Source organism: Rathayibacter sp. PhB127, from assembly GCF_003751665.1.
GTDB lineage: Bacteria > Actinomycetota > Actinomycetes > Actinomycetales > Microbacteriaceae > Rathayibacter > Rathayibacter festucae.
Map to the genome: position 1 here is coordinate 1,042,690 of NZ_RKHW01000001.1, position 19,135 is coordinate 1,061,824.

Sequence of the window (19,135 nt, forward strand, 5' to 3'; positions counted from 1 at the left end):
ACATGGCGGCCCTCGGCAGGGGGAAGGCCTCAAGATGGCAGACACGGCGCTCGGCGAATCTCTACGCGGCGGTTTTGGGACCCCAGGGCGGCGAAGTATCCTCTCCTTCGCTGCGCTCGGGCTTGCCGGAGGGGTGAGCGTTGCTGCTGCACCTGAGGCAGAGGCGGCCGTCACGATCTCCCAAGGTGAGATGGACCGCGTCGCGGTCGTTGCCTCGGCCGCGCGTTTTGCGGGGATCGATGCTACTGGTGCAAAGGACTCGAGTGCGGGCTTGCAGCTCGCAATCAACGCGACTCCTGAGGGGGGCGTCTTGGTCATCCCCACGGGGACCTATCTGGTTGGTACCGCGCTCTATCCTCGTCTCACGAAGTCGATGCGGGTCAGCGCCTGGGGTGCGACCCTCACCGCGACCACTGCAGCGCCGATCTTCTCCGTCTCCGGGAGCTATGGCACTGTCTATGCCGTGAGCGGAGTGACGCGGGTCAGTCCGTCGGGGGCATCCTCGGTCTCACAGCTGATGATGGAGGCGCCCCCAGGATGGGCGGCGGGTACCGTCGTGAAAGTAGTGTCGGACGATGTGATCCCAGAGCGACGCCCGGGAGACGGCTCGGTCGAGTCGCGTATTGGGGAGTTTGCGGTCGTGCGCTCGGTGAACGGCTCTAACGTCGTACTCGGCGGACCGCTCCGCGAGCAGTACACAAGCAACATCCGAGTCGCTGCAATCTCCGATCAGACCTTCTCCCTTGAAGGTGGGACGCTTCAGGTCTCGGACGCGAGAGTCGGCGCATCGAACAACCCGCTCCTCTATTTCTCGCGACTCAAGTACCCGCAGCTACGATCAGTCACCGTTCCACGCGCCTCGGGACCGGTGTTCCGCTTCTCCTCCTGTTACGGCTACCTCGTCGAAGACGCTGTCGTCCGATTCGCGACTGATGATGCCGGCGCGTCCATACTCGGCTATGGAGTCTCGGATGTCGGAAGTAGCTTCGGTCAAGTTGAACGCGGCGTCTACTCGCACGTGCGGCACGCCTACTCGGACGATACGAACCGTGTGGCAGCCAACAGCGAGATCTCGGGGTACGGCCGGACCTACGGAACGGTCGTGTCGGGCGTGAATGCACTGATGACGACATCGAGCGCATTCGACACTCACCACTGCTCTGAAGGTGTGACATTCATTGCCTGCAACGCGACGTCCGGCGTGGGGCAGGGTAGCCAGGGTCAAAGCGGATTCCAGCTACGTGGGATCGGGCACCGGGTTGTCGATTGCACAGCTCGATTCGTCGAGAACGGTGTCATTGTGCAAGACGAGGTCAAGGGCGGAGACTCGCGATCGCATCAGATCAATGGTCTGCGGGTTTTCGACGCTCGAGGTGCGGCGGTGAGAGTGGCGCGGAGACCGACCGGCCATCCCCGGGCAGGCCTCTACGACCCCGCGCCGACAGTCACGATCTCCGACGTCTACGCGGAACGGTCCGGTGCCCTTCTCCTGAGCTACAACGCCTCTGTAGTCCTCAGCGGCGGGGTCTTCCGGGCCGGCGAGTCCAATCCCGGAAGCGGCGACTACCACGGCGTCTACGCAGAGAACAGCCTCCTTCGTCTGCGCGACACGATCCTCGACTTCGAGGCGAATACCTCCGGGACGCCCCGACCGATTGCGGCAGGCACGACGACCGGCGCCGATCCAGGTTTGCAGAGGACCGAGATCGATGGCCTGGAAGTCCGAAGCACCGCCGATGTGGTTGCTCGCACATGGGGTGCCTTCAGCGGCCCAACTCATCAGGTTCGTGCGAGGAACGTGCGATTCACCTATCCCTTCAGATACATGCCGGGAGAGAACCTAGCCGGCGGTTCGTCTGTGGAGTGGCGCTGCGATGCGCCGGCCAACGGAAGCACTGAGATCGCCTCCTCGGCTGTGTACACCTGGGGTAACAACGAGGTACTTGCGACACAGCAGCGATTGGCTGTCTCGCCGGACCCGGTCATCATGGTGCGGATCACGGCCTCAAACACCTTGACGATGGCGGCCTTGCCTGTCTCGACGATCTTCGGTCAGCGCCTGCACTTCCTACATTCCGGAACGAGACCTGTGACCGTGAAGCAGGGTTCGGCCGGCAACGTGGCTCTGACCACAGGTCAAGATCTCGTCCTTGAGCCTGGTGGGCAGCTTCTCCTGTTCTGGGACGGCGCTGTTTGGCGAGAAGCACCCTGATCGGCAGCACGGAATCGGTCCTCCTGCGTCATCGCCTGACGCGGCGGACCGGCGGCCGCGCGAGGGTTCGTCCGCTTCGCCGAGATCGATCATTGGAGACAGCAGTGTCGATCGGCGGGCCCTCATCTTGTCGTTGTGTCCGCAAGGCAGCGGTAGCGATCGCGAACACGAGAGGCCAAAGGGCGAGGGGGACACCAGGGTTGGAGAAGTGGCTGTGAATCGTCGAGATGACAACCAGCGACGTCAGCAGGACGACGACGGGAGAGACGATGGCAGCACCGAGCGTTCGTCGCGACCGCCAGAGCGCGCTGAAGGCCGCAACTAGTAGGACGATCTCGATCACTAGACCCGTCATCCCGCTCGCGGTCAGGGTGCGCATCCATTCCGATTCCGGTGAGACCCAGATGAGCGACTGCGGGCGGACCGGCCACCCCTTGAGCGCCGCAGCGTAGACCTGCGCACCCCACCCGAAGAGCTGGCGCTCCTCAATCGCAGGGATCGTCTCGGTGACCCAAATGTTCATGCGGTACCCGATCGTCTGTGGCAGCCACGCATATTGAGCGACGACGTACTCGGATTGACCGGACTGCTGTGCGAGACGTTCGGTGATGCTGTTGCCGAAGAAGAACCAGCCAGCGAAGACGACACCTGCGCTCGAGATGACCAATGATGGACGAGCCCTCAGTCGCAGGGCCGTTAGAGCGATGATGAGCGCAGCTGTACCGACCACCGCGAAGGTCAGCGTGGTGATGGAGCCGGCGAAGAGGATGGCGAGCACGATGATGGGCCAGCCCGCGAGCCGAGTTCCACTCCGGCTTATCAGCAGGTCGACGCACGTCGCGGCGATCACACAGGCGAGATAACCACCTAAAGCGGTCCAGTGTCCGATGGTGGAGGTACCTCGGATGTCCCAACCGCTTGCCAGTCGATCGGCAAGTCCTCCTGAGCTGGTGAATTCGACGAGTAAAGCGTTGACGCCGGGTACTCGTAGCAGTTGCGCCAAAGCAATTGCCGAGACAGCCACACCTGGAAGGGCAAAACCTCGGAGGAATGGAGAAAGATCGATCTTTCCACGAATCACCATTCTCACCGGAATAGATGCTGTGTAACCAAATCCGACCGTGAGGATGACGCCCAGATAAGGGCGGTGTTCCAACTCTGAACTATTGACGAACTCAATGACCGTCCAAATGACGAGAAGAGCCACAAAAGCATAATCGAGAGATGTGAGACGAAGTCGAAGAAGTGGAGCGCGATCGTTCCAGAGAATTGCTGTGACGAAAGCCAAGGCGAGAAAGACAATACTCAAGCCCTGGAACGGGCCAAGAGAGTTGATCTGCACTCCGACCACCGCTGCCGAGATGCCGAGAAGCAAGCCAACGACCATCGGGCGGCGGGCGTTGCGCTGCGTGGCGGGGACCTTCCCTGCGGAGGGTCGCGTGCGGTAGCGCCCGTTCGGGGGTGCTGTGACTGATCGATGATTCGAGATGGGATCTTCTCCGGAGTACATCGGCGACGGCGGTGAGGCGTCGCGAGAAAGTGGCCGAATGTGGCCTCACCTGGGATCTAGTATAGATGCGTCTACCGAATCATGACTTGTGGATCCCGAGGGGAACAGCTTTAGGTGCCGAAGATCGAAGTGGTCCATTGGAATCCGCGCAGACCGATCAGTGAATCCCCGTGGGCTCGCTTCCTCCCGTTTCGGCGGCGAGTCGACAACTTCGGCGATCTGCTGGGTCCGATGATCGTCGCGCGCATGCTGAAGCGCGAAGGGATCGACTCATCATCCGCGGTCGAACCGCGAAGGCTGCTCGCCGTCGGGTCGATCTTGAGGCTTGCACGCGAAGGCGACACGCTCTGGGGAGTTGGCGCGAACGGGAAGTCGCTGAAGGACCGATTCGAGTTCACAAACCTCGATGTCCGCGCGGTGAGGGGTCCGCTTACGCGTGACTTCCTTGCTCGCCGCGGAATCACGGCCCCGGAGATCTACGGAGACCCCGGTCTGCTCATAGGGGCCTTGTGGACACGGGAGGAGTTGCGTGGAGACGTTCAAGCGCGACCTGTCACGATCATCCCAAACCTGAACGATCTTCGGCGGATGCGCGCAGTCGGCACCGTCCCGGCGGTGGAGGACGGGCTCGTCGAGCCCACGCAGCCAGTCCGCGACGTCATTAGAGCAATAGCCGCGAGCGACCTCGTCGTCGGCTCGTCACTGCATGCCGTCGTGATCGCGGAATCACTGGGAATTCCTGCCCGCCTGGTGGTCTCGGATAGTGAACCTGAATTCAAGTACCGCGACTACTACGAGGGATCAGGGCGGTCGTCGTTCGCGCCGGCGGCCACGGCCGCTCAAGCGATAGCGATGGGCGGCGAACCTCCTTTGGATTGGGATCCTACGCCGCTGCTTGCCTCGTTCCCCCGCGATCTATGGGGACGGGCAAAGCAGGTCAGCCGGTGACGATCGCCGGCGACGCTGCCCGTGGGGCAGCGACGACGCTCGGTGGTCAGTGGCTACGCTTCCTGCTGCAACTCGTCGCGCTGGCGGTGCTCGCGCGATTACTGTCGCCGGACGACTACGGAGTCATCTCGATGGTTCTAGCCATCGCGGGGGTCGCGACGCTGCTTGGTGACTTCGGACTCTCGATGGCCTCCATTCAATCGACTGACGTTTCCGACGTTCAGCGAAGCAATCTTTTCTGGATCAATGTCGCGCTTGGCTCCGTCCTCAGCGGCGTTGTCTTCCTGCTTGCGTATCCAATCGCGGCTTTCTACGGGCGCAGTGAGCTCGTTCTGGTCTGCCAGGTGCTTGCGTCTGTGTTCCTAGTGAACTCGATCACGGCTCAATTCAAAGCTGAGGTCTCGCGGTCGTTCCGTTTCCGTTGGCTCGCCGCGTCCGATGTCAGCGCGCAGCTCGTCGGCTCGTCGGCCGCCGTTCTCCTCGCGCTGACGGGTGCGGGCTATTGGGCGCTTGTAGCGCAGCAGGTGCTCGTCGCTGCGACGACCCTCGTGGTCCTCGTCATCGGCGCTCGATGGCTACCCGGGCTGCCGAGGCGAACCGACGGAATGCGTTCATTTCTCAGCTTCGGCGCGAATACGGTCGGGGTGCAGCTGGTGAATTACATCAGCGGGAACGCCGACAGCGTGCTCATCGGCCGGGTCTGGGGCGCAGGCGCCCTCGGCGTTTACGACCGGGCGTACCAAATCTTTCGAATGCCGCTTCAGCAGATCGCTGCTCCGATGACCCGGGTGGCGTTCCCCGTGCTGTCACGAATGAAGGACGAACCCGGCTTCGAAAGTTATGTCCAGCGAGCCCAGCTCGTCCTCGCGTACACAATGGGCGGAGTCTTCTTCGTGGCGGCGGCGCTCGCCGATCCGCTCATCGAGATCGCGCTTGGCGACGGCTGGGACCAATCGAAGGTGATCTTCCGCATCCTCGCTATCGGCGGTGTGTTCCAAGCTCTCGGGTTCGTTTACTACTGGGTATTCCTCGCAAAGGCACTCACCGGTCTTCAATTGCGCTTCAGTGTGCTGTCCCGTTCGCTCATGGTGGCCTTCATGGCGGTAGGGGTCATCTGGGGTCCGGTGGGGGTTGCGATCGGCAGCACCGCCGGTCTCATCTTGAACTGGGTGGTCCTCACCGTGTTCGCGATTCCGAAGGCTGGGGTTGACGTTAGGGCCCTTGCAGTGCAGGCGCTCCGCCCCCTGCTGCTAGGTGTGATCGTGGTCTTGGTATCAGTACTCGCGTTGATGTTCCTGGATTCCTGGACGGCGATCGCGCAGCTCATCACCGTCGGTGGCCTCGATCTACTTGTCGTTCTCGCGGTTGTCGTCGCGGTCTCGCCGTATCGTCGGGACGCCCGACTGCTGTGGTCGACGATCCGGAGGATGCGACACCGCTAACGCAGGTGCCGTCCGCGCTGAATAAGTCCGACGTGCAGCGGTGGGCAGGGCGTTAGAAGCGTCACCCTAGCGAGAGATTTTTCCCCAGCTCGTCAAGGCGGCGTCTTCCGTCCGCAAGGTTCTGGACCACGCTTCGGTGAGCTCCGATCAGGTCTCGCGAACGCTTCAAGGCGTCGTCGAGGTCATCGACATCGGCTTCCGCGAAAGCCACGGGAAGATCGGTGAGGGCGGCGAAGGTCCGTCGCACCTTCTCAGGGTCTCCTGTTGTGAAGCCGATGGGGACGGCACCTTCTGTCACACCCAGAATCAGGGCATGGATGCGGTCGCTCACCACCGCCACTGAATCGCGATACACGGATCGGACGCGCTCCTCCTGAGCGGAATGCGGGATGCCGGGCGCCCAAGCCAGGACTTCGCCGTCAAGTGCCTTCGCGAGCTCTTCGCAGCGCGCCTCGTCCTCGCGCATTTGATTGACGACAACGACTCTGCACGAGTGCTCGTCTGCCAGTGCTCTGACTGCTCCGATCCACGCAGAACCGGGGGCTGGGCGGTCGCCGCGCAGAACCACAGCGATTGAGCCACGCTCCCCAAGGGCGCGGAAATCCTCCGAGGCCGAGCCGAGAGCAAAGGCCCAGTCCGGCGCCACCGTGCCAAGACCGAAGTCGGCTCCGCTTTCGGGATCTCGCCAACTCACGGTCGCGACGAGGCGGAGCATAGTCTGGAAGTAGGACCGAGCAGGCCGGTTCTGGTTGCGCCGAACCGCGATGCCCAACGCAACGGATCGCCCACGGCTGATGCGACAACGCAGTAGGAGCAATGACTGCCAGAGTGAATTTACGAGGAATCGTCGATCGAGCACCCACTCGCCGGCGTTCATCGCGAAGGAGGTCTTCTCCTTGGCGGGGTTCCCGTGAAGTGCCGCGACCAGCCAAGAGCGTCGAGACCTGTAGACGATGTCTTCGGGTCTCAGACCGAGTCCTGAAACATACTCGGAGTGAGTGCCTGCGAAGACATGAAGCTCACCGTGACGACGGAGAGCGTTGAGGTAGGCGCGTCGAAGAATCGAATCGCCGAGATTGTCCTTCTGGCCGCTCGGGTTGACGAAGATCCTGATGGTCATTTGGACTTTCCGGACGTGGGGGAGCGAGGCGTTCCAGGGCCGAGCGCGAAGCGGTAGGCCTTCGCGTAGGAGGTGGCGACAGTATCCCAGTCTCTACCGCTGAGCTCCGGACCACTCGCGGGGAGAGCCGTTGTCGCCTCGAGGGCCTCGAGGAGGTCGGCCTCGTTCAGCTCGCCGTCGAACAAGCGGATCCAGTGCTTTCCGACCTCGTCGGCGAGCAGCGCATTCGCCGGCGTCTTCGGCACCAGAACGGGTCGGTCGAGCGAGAGCGCGACGAGCACGATCCCTGAGTTGTGCATCTCCGTGTAAGGAAGCACGATGAGCTGTGCCGCAGTCATTTCGGCCACCATGTCGTCGTCGGGAACGAAGCCGAATCGGATGGAAACCCGATCGTCGCCACTCGAGGCGTTGACGATCCGTTCTTGAAGCTCAGCGGATCCCTTGCCGACGACCCTCAACTCCAGGTCGGCCTGCGAGAGGTGCCCGAAGACACGAACGAGCCTCTCGACATTCTTGTACGACTCGATGCGTCCAAAGTAGAGCAGTCGCCCGCCAATCGGTGGGCGTCGGGCCGCTGAGTTGAGGACATCGCGATAATGACCGTGCGGAATGTGCACGGACGGCGCGTCGGACGGTATTGGGGTTTCGTTGTTGAGTCGAACGAAGACGTTTGTCCGCTTGTCCAGAAGTCGGAGTAAAAACGATTCTAAGCCGCTCCCCGCCTTGTGCGGCGTAATATTGTGGAGAGTTCGAACAACTTTCTTACGTGTAGACAAGAGCCTAAGGAGAAAGAGCATAAAAAGGATCGTTCGAATCGCTTCGACCGCGGTAGTCCGGCCGCGGATGAGAAATTCGGGCCAGTGTACGTGGAAAACGTCCCAGCGGCCGAAGAGAGCAATCCGCCAGGAAAAAAATTGGAAATGGATGTTCGGCGGTGCGTGACGGGTGACTTGATCGACAAAGCGCGTAGTGCCGTCCGGTGGCGCCACCGAAAGGAGTACGGAAATGTGCGGCTCTTCGTCTCGTGAGGAACTCACGCCGTTTTCACTTCCATTCTCCGACACCTGCCGGTTTGCTGGTGATCCCTCGGATTCGAAGGTCCTGCTCGCGTCCAGTACCTATGTAATACTCGAAACTCGGCGAGGAAGCGAATCCGACGGGTTCGCAACGAGACGTGAGACGACCTCGTGCGCATGACACCCGAACGGGCCCCCCTCGCCCTCAGGAGCCCCGCAACCGCGGTGATACCGTGGAACGAATCGTCTGGAGAGCATCGCCCCGTGAAAGCAATGTACCTGTCCGGTGCACCGCGCCTATCGACCAAAGCATCCACGGAGAGTCTCGGACCCCGGTCACATATTCTCGGAGTCATTCGAGGTTTTGAGCAGCACGGAGTTCACGTTGAGCGCTTCATTGTTGGTGATTCAATGCCGGAATCCGTTCACGGTCAAGGGTCGGAGGGCAGGATGACGTCGAATGCCCTCTCCTTGCTCGCCGCCGATGCGTTCCGCCTCGTCTCGCGTTTTCGTTCGCAGCGCCGTCTGAAGAAGCGCTCTGACCACGAGGACGTCGACTTCATCTACGAGCGGTACGCACTCTTCCAGGAGCTCGGCTCGACTGCCCGGCAGCTGACGGGAGCCCCATGGGTCCTCGAGGTCAACGCACTGCTCGCCCTCGAAGCGACAAGTGAGCGTCGCGCTACAACGAGCCGCTGGCTGGCCGAGTGGATGGAGAAGCGTACTCTGCGTCGGGCGGACAAGATCGTCGCGGTCACGCAGGCCCTCGCTGACCAACTCGTCCTCCACTACGGGATCGATCGGCAGCGTCTTCTGGTGGTTGCGAACGGCGTCGACCACACCGTTCACGGTCGAGTCGACCCTGCGAGGACGACGACGTGCCGTGTCGGCTTCCTGGGAACCCTTTACCCCTGGCAGAACGTGTCCTCGTTGCTAGCACTGCTGACGACCGAAGGAATCGAGTCGGTTGAAGTCGACATTGCGGGCGACGGTCCGGAGCGAGTTGCTCTCGAACGCCAGGTGCGGGAGCTGGGAATCGAGCACCGGGTCACCTTCCGAGGTCGCGTACACCCGGATGATGTCCCACGCTTCCTTTCCGACGTCGATCTCTGCTTCGCCGGTCACTCGAGCACCAACGGCAGCTACTTCTCACCACTTAAACTCTGGGAGTATCTGGCGGCGGGGAAGCCCGTCATTGCGAGTCGTCACGAGGTCACCGCCGCCCTTGAACGCGATGGCTTCCCTGTCGTCTGCTACGACCCGATCGGGCCGGAGGATCTCGGCACCGTGCTAGCTCGCTCGATCGCCTCTCTGCCGGAGCTTGCGCAGAGGGCTGCTGAGAAGCAGCTCGAGGTGTGGGCGCAGCACTCGTGGGGTCGGCGTGTCGAGACCGTGCTCTCCGCCGTCCGGACTGCTGTATGACGGAGAAAACACCGCGGACCCGACTTCCCTTCGGCCTGGGGACGGTCGATGCTCGGACAGCTGACGAGATGGTCGAGGAGATCGTGCGCGGCTCTCATCGCGGTCGGATCATTGGCAACATGAATCTGCACGGCCTGTTTCTCTACCGCACGGATGAGCAATTTAAGCGTTACTGCGATGAGGCGGAGACGGTTTTGATCGACGGCTGGCCTGTTCTCGCTCTTGCGCGTGGGCTCGGTCGCTCGAATCTGACTCCTGCCCACCGGATCGGCAGCACTGACTGGCTCTTCCCCCTGATCGAGTACGACCAGCCGCTCACGATTGTGGCGGTGGGCGGGACTCCCGAAGCGTCCGCTGCCGCGAGTGCCGCCGTCGAGAGCGGAGCGAAGCGCCTCGTCTGGCACGCATTCGACGGCTTCGAAGGGCAGTACCGGGGCGCAGGTACTCCCATCACCCTCTCAGAGGCTCTGGCGCAAGCAGATCTCGTGCTCGTCGGTATGGGTATGCCCCAGCAAGAGCGCTGGGTGATGAAGTACCGCTCTCAAGCTCCGCAAGCAGCCTTCGCAAATGTCGGAGGCTGCCTCGACTACCTCGGTGGCGTACAGGCTCTCGCGCCAAGGTGGATGGGCGCAGCTGGCATCGAATGGGCCTTCCGTTTGGTCCACGATCCTCGCAGGCTCGCCGGCCGTTACCTCGTAGAACCGCTCAAGCTTGCCCGGTTGCTGGCCAAGGACCTCCTTACAGGACGCCACTCCGATCCGCCCAAGACGGCACATGCCAACGAGCGCTCACTCCGGACCGGTGCGGAGTGACCGTCTGACCAGCTTCACCCATCTGGGAAGGGCGGGTAGAGTGCGGACGACTCTCAGGACTAGTGGTCGTCGGTCTGGGCTCTCGCCCTTGTGTCGTCGATGTGACGAGGCCGTCAGCATTTTCCAGCAGAGTGTTGCCGCGCTGAGAAGACGGCCTTCCGCGAGCTCCACGATGAGCGGAAGCGCGGGGCTCAGTCCCGCCTCGCGTCTGATTCGCCAGCGTGCTAGCGCAACAGAGTCGACCGCGCATGAAGCGTCGTACACGCCCAGTGCTGTCATGGCTGGCTCGAGGGTCGCCATTGCTCCGCTCGCCTTCACCCAGGAGACCAGGCCGGCAAGACTCTCGCGGGCGAACCGTCGGCGGGCGAATTCGATCAAGCCGTCACTCGCGCTCTGATCGCTTTTCCAACCGTCGCGGTAGACGTGCAGGACAGCGATAGCCCAGTTCGCCTCGGTCGGCGGTGCGTCGCAGGCGACGCCGGCGATATCGATGGCCGATCGGTCGTTCCACATCAGATCGAAGACCTGATCGTCGGCCGCGAGGAACCCTGGAAAACGGCGATGCACATCGATGTCGCATGGCCATCTGTCGTTGATCAGCGTGACGGAGTGCTCCTCGAGAAGTCGAGGCAATCCTTCGGATGGACGGGCGCGCCAGCCTAGAGCGCCGAGAATTTCCACGAACCGGTCGGCGTCATTCGGATCCACCAGAACGTCAGCGTCGCTCGGTGTGTAAGGGGGGCGAAGGCCCTCCGCCATCGCTACAGGTCCTTTGATGGACAGCAGTCTCACGCCGTTCTCCTGGGCGAGGCGATGGCAGAGGACATGAGCGAAACGCGTCGCTACAGAGGATGGTAAAATTGCGGCGCCGGTCACGGCAGTGATTCTAGACGGCTGAGCGTCGACATCGAGAGCGGGAGGTCGACCGATGATCTGGCGATCCGGAGGCCTGGCAACCATCCTCGAGCGCGGTGGCGATGTTTACGTCCTGTCATTTGCGGGCCCTCATCGACTTCGGCCGCTCGCCCTTAGTGGACCAGCGGCCGTCATCTTCACCGCCCTCGAAGTGCCCCAGGATCGGCCCGCGCTTCATGCATGCTTGGCCGAAGCGTACCCGGATCGACTGGAGGACGAGGTGGCATCCGTGAGCGCCGAGACACTCGAGGTCCTCCTTGAGGCAGGGCTGATCTCCGAGAGCGCGTGAAACGGGCGCAGAGCTGGCCCGATCGGCGCTCGCCTTCGGAGATAACCTGCAGTGGGTGAGCCGCGGCTCAGCTCGCAGCCGCCGAGTACTTCGCCTCGGTCGCCGCCTTCTGCGGACGCCACCAGTCCTCGTTCTCGCGGTACCACTGCACGGTCGCCGCAAGACCCGACTCGAAGTCCGTGTAGCGCGGCACCCAGCCCAGCTCCGTGCGCAGGCGCGTGGAGTCGATCGCGTAGCGGAGGTCGTGGCCGGGCCGGTCGGTGACGTGGTCGAAGGCGTCGGCGTCCTGGCCGAACTCCGTCAGGATCAGTCCGATCACCTCGAGGTTGTTCTTCTCGCCGTCCGCGCCGATCAGGTAGGTCTCGCCGAGCGCGCCGCGCTCGATGATCGCCCAGACGCCGCTGTTGTGGTCGTCGACGTGGATCCAGTCGCGGACGTTCTCGCCGGCGCCGTAGAGCTTCGGCCGGACGCCGTCGATGACGTTCGTGATCTGCCGGGGGATGAACTTCTCGACGTGCTGGTACGGCCCGTAGTTGTTCGAGCAGTTCGAGATCGTGGCCTTCACGCCGAAGGAGCGGACCCACGCGCGCACCAGCAGGTCGCTGCCGGCCTTCGTCGAGGAGTAGGGGCTGGAGGGGTTGTACGGCGTCTGCTCCGTGAACTTCGCCGGCTCGTCGAGCTCGAGGTCGCCGTAGACCTCGTCGGTCGAGATGTGGTGGTAGCGGACGTCGTGCTTCCGCACCGCCTGCAGCAGCGTGAAGGTGCCGATGATGTTGGTCTCGAGGAACGGCGTCGGGTCGTTCAGCGAGTTGTCGTTGTGCGACTCCGCGGCGAAGTGCACGACCAGGTCCGCGTCGGCGACCAGGCGGTCGACCAGCTCGGCGTCGGCGATGTCGCCCTCGACGAACGTGATCAGGTCGGCGACCGGGGCGAGGGAGGCGCGGTTGCCCGCGTAGGTCAGCTTGTCCAGCACGGTGATCCGCGCGTCGGGGCGCTCGCGGAGGGTCAGGTGGACGAAGTTGCTGCCGATGAAGCCGGCTCCGCCGGTGACGAGGATTCGCACGAGTGCTCCTGCTGTGAGTGGGAGGGAGGGGGACAGGGGCTTCCAGCAGGGACGTTACCGCACCACGAGCGGACGCCCGGACGGCACCTCGGCGCCCACCGGCCGCGAGCGGCCCACCTGGCCCGGGCGACGTCCCGCGCACGCGGACCCGCGATGCCGCGCCCCGGGGCCGTTCTCCGACCGACGGCTCCTACGGTTTCCTGCGGCGCGGAACCGCGTCCCGGAGGAAGGAGGACAGGCAGCCACCATGCGACCCGTCGTCGACCTCCCGCTCCCCGCCGCCGTCGGCCTGGTCCACGCGCTGGTGGACGACCTCGCCCGCGGTGCGGGGATCCGCGCCCTGTTCCTCAAGGGCCCGATCGCCGATGCGCACCGGATCCGCCGCCCGCACCCCTCCAGCGACGCCGACGTCCTCGTCGCCCCGGGCGACGCCGACCGTCTGCTCACCCTGCTCGGAGAGCGCGGCTGGTCGGTCCGGCCGGGATCCGCCGCGCACCGCGCGTTCGTGACCCACTCGATCACCCTCCTCCACCCCTCCTGGCCCTGTGACATCGACGTGCACATCAGCTGGCCCGGCTTCTTCGTCGATCCGCAGCTCGCCTTCGAGGTGCTCTGGCGGACCCGCTGCGAGATCGTCGTCGCCGGCGTTCCGGTTCGGGCGATCGGCGTCGACACGTCCGTCGTGGTCTCCGCCCTGCACAGCCTGCGCTCGCCGTATCAGCAGCGCAGCGAGGAGGAGTTGGAGGAGCTCGTCGCGGTGGTGGCGGCACAGGGCCGGGAGGAGGCGGTGGTCGCTCGAGCCGCGGAGCTCGGCTGCCTGGAGCCGATCGCCCCCTTCCTCGCGCGGATCGGCAGGACCGTCGCGCTGCCCGCCCGGCCGAGTCGCCAGTACGCGCTCTGGCGGCTGCGCACGCGCCGGCCGAGCAGGACGGCCGACTGGCTGCTGGCGATCGTCCAGGCGCCGACGCTCGCGGAGCGTCTCGTCGTGCTCCGGCGAGCGCTCCACCCCACCGGCCGGGACCTCGTGATCGACCACCCGCTGCTCCCACCGACCGCCGCCGCTCGACTGGCGATCCGTGCGCGGCGCTTCGTCGCCGCGACGCGTGCGCTCCTGCCCGCGATCCAGGACCTCGTGGCCGTGCGCCGCGCCTCTCAGGTGGGAGCCGACCCGAGCGCTGCTCCGAGACTCGCGCCCGGGAGGACCGGTCCCGTCGGCGGAGCTCCCGCGCCGACGCCCGGCATCGAGCGGACGGCTCCGGAGGCAGTGCCGGTCGTCGACGGCGCGCTGACGTCCGGCCGGCCGTCCGCGACGGGGGCCCGCGTGGCGGCGATGGCGACCCCGCAGGGCCTCTACCTCCTGCCCCTCGGTGCCCCCGCGAGCGCGCAGCCGGTCGTGCTGCAGGGGTCGGCTCGGCTGCTCTGGGAGCGGTTCTCCGCTCAGGACGCGCGCTCGCGAGCAGGGGCCGACGCGGTGGTGCGCGCCGCGGACGAGTTCGGCGACGTGCTCGCCGACGGCCGTCGGGCGGAGATCGAGCAGCTCCTCGACGAGCTCGTCGAACTCGGCCTCCTAGCGGCCTGACGCGGGGAGCTGACCACCCTGTCCGGGGGATCAGCGGACCGACCCGGGGAGGGCCAGCGGCACGTCAGCGCGCCGAGAGGAAGCGCCCCCGGCTGCCCGCGACGACGCCGCGGAGGATCGTGCGGGTCGTCGCGGTCCGGCCCCATCGCAGGCCCCGGGCCGCCAGCGCGGCGCAGTAGATTCCGCGGTTCAGAGCGAAGACGCTGCCGCCGCGGCGCCCCTCCGTCCGGGCCAGCTCGAGGTCGAGGGCGGTCCGGTTCCGGACGGCGAGGTAGAGCTCGCGGGAGTTCGAGGAGTGCAGGAGCACGTCGGTCGCGGACGCGCGCTCGGCCGCGCTCCGGCACCGGTCGAGCTCGTCGATCCGGCTGAGGGGATGCAGGGTGATCGTGAAGCCGGCTCGCGTGATCCGCCGCGTCCACTCCCGGTCGTCACCCTGGAGCACGAACTCCTGACGCGGCGGCTCCACCCCGACGAGCGCGGCCCGGGAGACCAGCAGGCCGCCGTAGGGCGCGATCGGAACCACGATCGGCTCCTGCGGGCGCGCCCCGCACCGGCCTCCGGCGCCGCGCTTCAGCAGCCGGCGCACGTCGGTGTCCAGGAACCGGCCGGGACTCGGGAACACCTCGGCGGCGGGCCGACCCGTGACGAGCTGGGACTGGTAGAAGTCGGTCTCGCGCAGACTCGCGTGGCAGGCCCGCGGATCGAGCGCCAGGGGAGAGGTCAGCAGCACGGCGAGCGCGTCCGGCCGCGGCGCAGTGTCGTCCTCGAGGAGCCAGGCGTAGTCCGGCTCCAGCGTCCGGCAGTGCTCGATCGCGGCCCGGAAGCCGCCGGCGGTGCCGAGGTCGTTCGGAAGGACCGTGGAGCTGACTCGGGCGTCGAGGCCCGCCGGGAGCAGTCCGCGCAGCACGCGCTCCTGGCCGCCGTTGCCGCTGAAGACGACGTGCACCGAGTCGGCGCCGGCCTGCAGAGCCGCCTCGACGACGCGGGCGAGTGTGGCCGTGCGTTTTCCGGTGGTCACGGTCACGGCGATGACCCGGGGTTCGGTGCCGTCGAGGCGTCGGAGCATGGCGGTGGTCTCTTCTTCGGTGAGGGGCGGGAGCGAGAGGCGGGCGCCGGGAGCGGCGCCGCCTCGAGCGAGGAGGACAGGAACAGCACCGTACACGAGAAAATGAGGGGTTCTCGCTATTACGGGAGATTCTCTCAGTTCCGGCCGAGTCGCGTTCTGCGATCGGCCAGACCATCCGCCCCCCGAGCCACCTCTTCGGCGAGGACGACGTCGAGCACCCGCTCCGCGTAGGTGGTCCAGTCGGTGATCGACGTCGCCGCGGCGCGCGCCGAGTCCGCGATCGCCAGCCGGGTCGCCCGATCGAGCGGCTGCACCCGGCCGAGCACGTCTCGGAGCCCCCGGACGTCTCCCGCGGGCAGGACCGTGCTGTGCAGCGGGTCGAGAAGGGCGGAGGCGCCGTTGGCGTCGGTCGTGATGACAGGGAGCCCGGAGGCCGCGGCTTCGGCGACGACCAGGGAGCAGGCGTCCTCCAGCGTCGGGAGGACGAAGGCGTCGGCGGCCCGGAACTCCCGCGCGAGCTCCTCCGCGGAGAGCGGGCCGGTGACGATCACGTTCGGCGGGGCACCGCGCAGGAGGCGCCGATCGAAGACCCCGCCGGCCAGGACGAGGTCGACCGGCAGCCCTCGAACGGCGTCCAGGAGCTGGGGGATCCCTTTGCGATGCGAGAGGTGGGCCGCGCAGACGAGTCGTCGCCGCTCGGGGTCCCGATCGACGGACGGTCCGTCCGGGGTGAAGCCCGTCAGGCTCACGCCGTAGGGGATCTGCACGATCTTCGCGCGATCGACGCCGTACCGGGCCATCTGCTCCGAGACGAGCGCCGAGGGGGTGAGGACGATGTCGGCGAGCCTGAGCTCCTTCTCGATCCGGCGCACGAGTCGCCCGGGGTAGCGCTCGTCCCAGGTCCGGCGGCGGGAGAAGTGCCGGAGGAGCTCGCCGTTGTGCGCTCGCGGATGCGCGTCGACGGCGTGGAGGACCCGCCGGGCGTCGGGGTGGGCGCGGAAGAGCGCGAGGCAGGCGCCCGCGAAGCCCAGCACGACCGCGCCCTCGGGGAGCTCGACAGCCGCCGCCGCCCGGTCGAAGAGGACCTTGGAGAGGTAGGACGCCCGCAGCGCGAGACCGGGACAGGGCAGCCGGAGACCCGCGCGGAGCACCATCTCGGCCAGATGCGACACCCGCTCGACCCGGTGGGGACGGGAGGCGGCGTAGCCGTCCCGGAGGACGCGCATCCGCCGCCCGAAGGTCGTGCGGGCTGCAGCGGACGGGAGGGGGAGCGACGCGGCGAGAGCGACCAGCCTCGTCCGCGGGAGGATCTCCGCGGCCAGAGCCCCGCGGGACGCGGCGCCGGCGATCAGGGCCCTGGCCGCCCCCTCGGAGTACGGGCTCGCGACGACGAGTGCACGTCTCGGCCGCGTCATCGCAGCATCGCCCGGAGCTCCTCGCCGATGCGGCGCACGAACTCGGTCCGCGAGAACGCCGCCTTGGAGTGCTCGTGCGCGGCCCGGCCGAACGACTCGACGGCAGCCCGATCCAGCCCCTCGAGGACCGCGACCCACTCCTCCACCGCGCCGGGAGCGAGAGTGCGCCCGGTCACTCCGTCCAGCACGATCTCGGGGAGCCCGCCGGAGCGGCTGACGAGGGCTGCTCGTCCGGCTGCGGCGGCCTCCAGGGCGATCGTCGGCAGGGGATCCGGCGACGTGCTCGGCACGACGACGACGTGAGCCGCGTCGAGCACTCGCCGCACGTCCTCGCACTCGCCGCGCACCTCGACGGACTCGCCGTTCCGCATGCCCGCCACGATGCCGGGGACGTCCACTCCGGTCCCGCAGACCGGAGGCCCGCCGAGGACGATCAGCCGCACGTCCCGGCGCTCGAGGCGACTCCACACCCGGAGGAAGTGCTCGTGGCCCTTCCACGCGTTCCACCGGCTCGCCAGGACGAAGACGAGTTCGTCTCCTTGCGGGAGCGGGACCGGCGGCGCGCTCTCGAATCCGTTGTGGACGACGGTCGACCGTCTCCGGTTCGAGGCGGTCAGCGTGTCCGCGACCGCTCGGCTCACGACGACGAGGCGATCCGCCGAGCGGAACAGCAGGCAGAGGACCCACCGCTCGATCCCTCGACTGTGCTCGTGCAGATGAAGGAGGGTCGGTGCACCGAGGAGGCGGGCGACGGGCAGCACGAGCGCGAGCGCGGCGGTGTTCACGTAGACGAGCGCCGGACCGAGCTCGCGGATCGCCCGGCCGGTCGCTGCGGTCCGCCGCAGGAAGGAGAGGAGGTGGCGCGGGCGGAGGTAGGCGCGCCTGAGGACGGGCAGCGGCATGCGGCGCACGGTCGCCCCGCGTTCCTCGAGCAGGCGGGTGAGGGGGCGAGCGGGGTAGTCCAGGTCGTCCGGGAGCCAGACCTCGGCCGTCACGTCCTCGGGGACCGCTCGCAGCGCCTCGAGGAGGACCCGATCGGCGCCGTAGGTCTCGTCGGAGGGATGGAGGAACAGGATCGTCCGCGGGCAGGACGCCGCGGCCGGAAGGCGGGGACGGCGTCGCCGGCCGGCGGACCCGCTCACCGGCTCACCAGCGGGCGGCGGTGGGCGCGCGGACGTGGCGACCGTGCCGAGGCGCCGTCCACCAGCCCTGCGAGGGTCTCCTCGTAGGCGGTGCAGACGGCCTTCCAGGTGTAGTGCTCGCGGGCGCGCTCGCGGGCCGCGTCGCTCGCGGCGCACTGCTCGTCGGGGGAGAGGAGCATCCGCCGGACCGCCGCGGCGATCGACGGGGCGTCCGGCGCGACGAAGACGCCGCCCTCCCCGAGCACCTCCCGGTTGTAGACGGTGTCGCGAGCGACCGTCGGAGCGCCGCAGGCCATGGCCTGGACCAGCGCGGGGTTGGTGCCGCCGACGCTGTGACCGTGGAAGTAGGCGCCGGCGTGCTGCCAGAGCGAGAAGAGCCGGGCGTCGTCGCGGAGGTGACCGAGGTGGTGGATGCGCTCGTGGGACGCCGCCAGACGAGCGGCCCGCTGATCCAGTGCGCCGCCGCAGCCGGTGGAGCCGACGATGACGACGTCGTGGGTGCACGCGATCGCGGGCGCGGCGGCGAAGAACTCCTCGACGGTGTTCTCGGGAACGAACCGCGAGACGAGGAGGGCGTACGACCGGTGCCGGAGCCCGGGCTCGACGGGCAGGGCCGGCGGGACGTCGCCGCCGTACGGCAGGAAGACGCCGTCGCGCTGGAAGTCGGCGCCCCAGCGCCGGGCGATCTCGTGCGAGTCGAAGGCGAGCTCGGTGGCGTGCGCCGCGGTCATCCGCGCGCCCCTCCGGAAGACGGATCGCGCGAGAGGCCCCCACTTCTCCCGCTCCCACTCCATGCCGTCCACGTTGACGAGGGTGGGGATGCCGGCTCGCTCGAGCAGCGGGAGGAAGAGGCCGTTCGCGGCGTTCATGACGAGTGCGACGTCGGGGGCGCGTCGCACCGCGTCGCGGGTCGCGCTCAGCCCGTGACTCAGCGTGCTCAGCGACCGGGAGTCCCAGCCGGAGGTGACCACGGTGCGGACGCGCGGGTCCCGTCCCTCGGCGTCGTCGACGGTCGCTCCGGGGCGCCCGTAGACGGTGACGTCCCAGCCCGCGTCGACGAGGTGGGGGGCGAGCCGGCGGACCGCAGTCTCGAAGCCGCCGTAGTAGCTGGGGTAGCCGCGCGTGCCGAGGACGGCGAGGGATCTTGGCATGGCGGGGACGCTATTCGCGCGGGACCGAGCGTC

At 66.7% G+C, this 19,135-nt stretch carries 15 protein-coding genes; 6 read left to right on the top strand and 9 right to left on the bottom strand.

The annotated features are described in order from the left end of the window. Positions 1-34: 34 nt before the first annotated feature. Positions 35-2,212, top strand: a complete 2,178-nt coding sequence (locus EDF22_RS20400) for a hypothetical protein (RefSeq protein WP_148059111.1) — start codon at positions 35-37, stop codon at positions 2,210-2,212. A 28-nt stretch (positions 2,213-2,240) separates the two neighbouring features. Here EDF22_RS20400 and EDF22_RS20405 read toward each other — a convergent pair whose 3' ends face one another. Next, positions 2,241-3,554 carry an O-antigen ligase gene (locus EDF22_RS20405; RefSeq protein ID WP_148059112.1) on the bottom strand — a complete coding sequence of 438 codons (1,314 nt, stop codon included), beginning with the start codon at positions 3,552-3,554 and terminating at the stop codon, positions 2,241-2,243. A gap of 399 nt (positions 3,555-3,953) precedes the next feature. Here EDF22_RS20405 and EDF22_RS05075 point away from each other — a divergent pair, with 399 nt between their 5' ends. After that, on the top strand, positions 3,954-4,670 hold the full coding sequence (locus tag EDF22_RS05075; protein WP_123702864.1) for a polysaccharide pyruvyl transferase family protein: 717 nt from the start codon (positions 3,954-3,956) through the stop codon (positions 4,668-4,670). Then, the gene (locus EDF22_RS05080; RefSeq protein WP_185038739.1) at positions 4,667-6,112 is read left to right on the top strand and encodes a lipopolysaccharide biosynthesis protein; all 1,446 of its coding nucleotides are present in this window, start codon (positions 4,667-4,669) and stop codon (positions 6,110-6,112) included. Before EDF22_RS05075 ends, EDF22_RS05080 begins: the two co-directional genes overlap by 4 nt. A 61-nt stretch (positions 6,113-6,173) precedes the next feature. On the opposite strand, the gene EDF22_RS05085 is transcribed toward EDF22_RS05080, so the two are convergent. Then, a complete protein-coding gene (locus tag EDF22_RS05085; protein ID WP_123702868.1) occupies positions 6,174-7,232 on the bottom strand; it encodes a polysaccharide pyruvyl transferase family protein in 1,059 nt (352 codons plus the stop codon). Then, positions 7,229-8,296 carry a glycosyltransferase gene (locus tag EDF22_RS05090; protein ID WP_148059113.1) on the bottom strand — a complete coding sequence of 356 codons (1,068 nt, stop codon included), beginning with the start codon at positions 8,294-8,296 and terminating at the stop codon, positions 7,229-7,231. The genes EDF22_RS05085 and EDF22_RS05090 overlap by 4 nt, the downstream gene beginning before the upstream one ends. Before the next feature lie 225 nt (positions 8,297-8,521). Here EDF22_RS05090 and EDF22_RS05095 point away from each other — a divergent pair, with 225 nt between their 5' ends. Together EDF22_RS05095 and EDF22_RS05100 are read left to right on the top strand one after the other, a co-directional pair. Next, a complete protein-coding gene (locus EDF22_RS05095; RefSeq protein WP_260303390.1) occupies positions 8,522-9,670 on the top strand; it encodes a glycosyltransferase in 1,149 nt (382 codons plus the stop codon). A 68-nt stretch (positions 9,671-9,738) separates the two neighbouring features. Then, the gene (locus EDF22_RS05100) at positions 9,739-10,482 is read left to right on the top strand and encodes a WecB/TagA/CpsF family glycosyltransferase (RefSeq protein WP_185038743.1); all 744 of its coding nucleotides are present in this window, start codon (positions 9,739-9,741) and stop codon (positions 10,480-10,482) included. Here the strand turns inward: EDF22_RS05100 and EDF22_RS05105 are convergent. Both EDF22_RS05105 and rfbB read right to left on the bottom strand, forming a co-directional pair. Continuing rightward, entirely contained in the window at positions 10,459-11,358 is a 900-nt protein-coding gene (locus EDF22_RS05105) for a nucleotidyltransferase family protein (RefSeq protein WP_185038745.1), read from the bottom strand. The two genes, EDF22_RS05100 and EDF22_RS05105, sit on opposite strands and share 24 nt — an antisense overlap. Before the next feature lie 395 nt (positions 11,359-11,753). After that, on the bottom strand, positions 11,754-12,749 hold the full coding sequence (rfbB, locus tag EDF22_RS05110) for a dTDP-glucose 4,6-dehydratase (RefSeq protein ID WP_123702878.1): 996 nt from the start codon (positions 12,747-12,749) through the stop codon (positions 11,754-11,756). A gap of 247 nt (positions 12,750-12,996) precedes the next feature. On the opposite strand from rfbB, the gene EDF22_RS05115 reads away from it, so the two are divergent. Continuing rightward, a complete protein-coding gene (locus tag EDF22_RS05115; protein WP_185038747.1) occupies positions 12,997-14,328 on the top strand; it encodes a nucleotidyltransferase family protein in 1,332 nt (443 codons plus the stop codon). A gap of 64 nt (positions 14,329-14,392) precedes the next feature. Here EDF22_RS05115 and EDF22_RS05120 read toward each other — a convergent pair whose 3' ends face one another. The 4 genes from EDF22_RS05120 to EDF22_RS05135 form a co-directional block, all read right to left on the bottom strand. After that, entirely contained in the window at positions 14,393-15,394 is a 1,002-nt protein-coding gene (locus EDF22_RS05120; RefSeq protein ID WP_123702881.1) for a glycosyltransferase, read from the bottom strand. A gap of 134 nt (positions 15,395-15,528) precedes the next feature. Beyond that, positions 15,529-16,809 (bottom strand): glycosyltransferase family 4 protein, encoded by a 1,281-nt coding sequence (locus EDF22_RS05125; protein ID WP_123702883.1) that lies wholly within the window; start codon positions 16,807-16,809, stop codon positions 15,529-15,531. Further along, on the bottom strand, positions 16,806-17,951 hold the full coding sequence (locus tag EDF22_RS05130) for a glycosyltransferase family 4 protein (RefSeq protein WP_123702885.1): 1,146 nt from the start codon (positions 17,949-17,951) through the stop codon (positions 16,806-16,808). The genes EDF22_RS05125 and EDF22_RS05130 overlap by 4 nt, the downstream gene beginning before the upstream one ends. Beyond that, positions 17,948-19,102 carry a glycosyltransferase gene (locus tag EDF22_RS05135; protein WP_123702887.1) on the bottom strand — a complete coding sequence of 385 codons (1,155 nt, stop codon included), beginning with the start codon at positions 19,100-19,102 and terminating at the stop codon, positions 17,948-17,950. The genes EDF22_RS05130 and EDF22_RS05135 overlap by 4 nt, the downstream gene beginning before the upstream one ends. Positions 19,103-19,135: the final 33 nt, after the last annotated feature.

What these genes read in the sequence shown, in the direction of transcription:
- EDF22_RS05125 (WP_123702883.1), bottom strand. Translation starts at nt 16,809, where the DNA reads ATGACGCGGCCGAGACGTGCACTCGTCGTCGCGAGCCCGTACTCCGAG.
- EDF22_RS20400 (WP_148059111.1), top strand. Translation starts at nt 35, where the DNA reads ATGGCAGACACGGCGCTCGGCGAATCTCTACGCGGCGGTTTTGGGACC.
- EDF22_RS05100 (WP_185038743.1), top strand. Translation starts at nt 9,739, where the DNA reads ATGGTCGAGGAGATCGTGCGCGGCTCTCATCGCGGTCGGATCATTGGC.
- EDF22_RS05120 (WP_123702881.1), bottom strand. Translation starts at nt 15,394, where the DNA reads ATGCTCCGACGCCTCGACGGCACCGAACCCCGGGTCATCGCCGTGACC.
- EDF22_RS05135 (WP_123702887.1), bottom strand. Translation starts at nt 19,102, where the DNA reads ATGCCAAGATCCCTCGCCGTCCTCGGCACGCGCGGCTACCCCAGCTAC.
- EDF22_RS05075 (WP_123702864.1), top strand. Translation starts at nt 3,954, where the DNA reads ATGATCGTCGCGCGCATGCTGAAGCGCGAAGGGATCGACTCATCATCC.
- EDF22_RS05095 (WP_260303390.1), top strand. Translation starts at nt 8,522, where the DNA reads ATGTACCTGTCCGGTGCACCGCGCCTATCGACCAAAGCATCCACGGAG.
- EDF22_RS05085 (WP_123702868.1), bottom strand. Translation starts at nt 7,232, where the DNA reads ATGACCATCAGGATCTTCGTCAACCCGAGCGGCCAGAAGGACAATCTC.
- EDF22_RS05115 (WP_185038747.1), top strand. Translation starts at nt 12,997, where the DNA reads ATGCGACCCGTCGTCGACCTCCCGCTCCCCGCCGCCGTCGGCCTGGTC.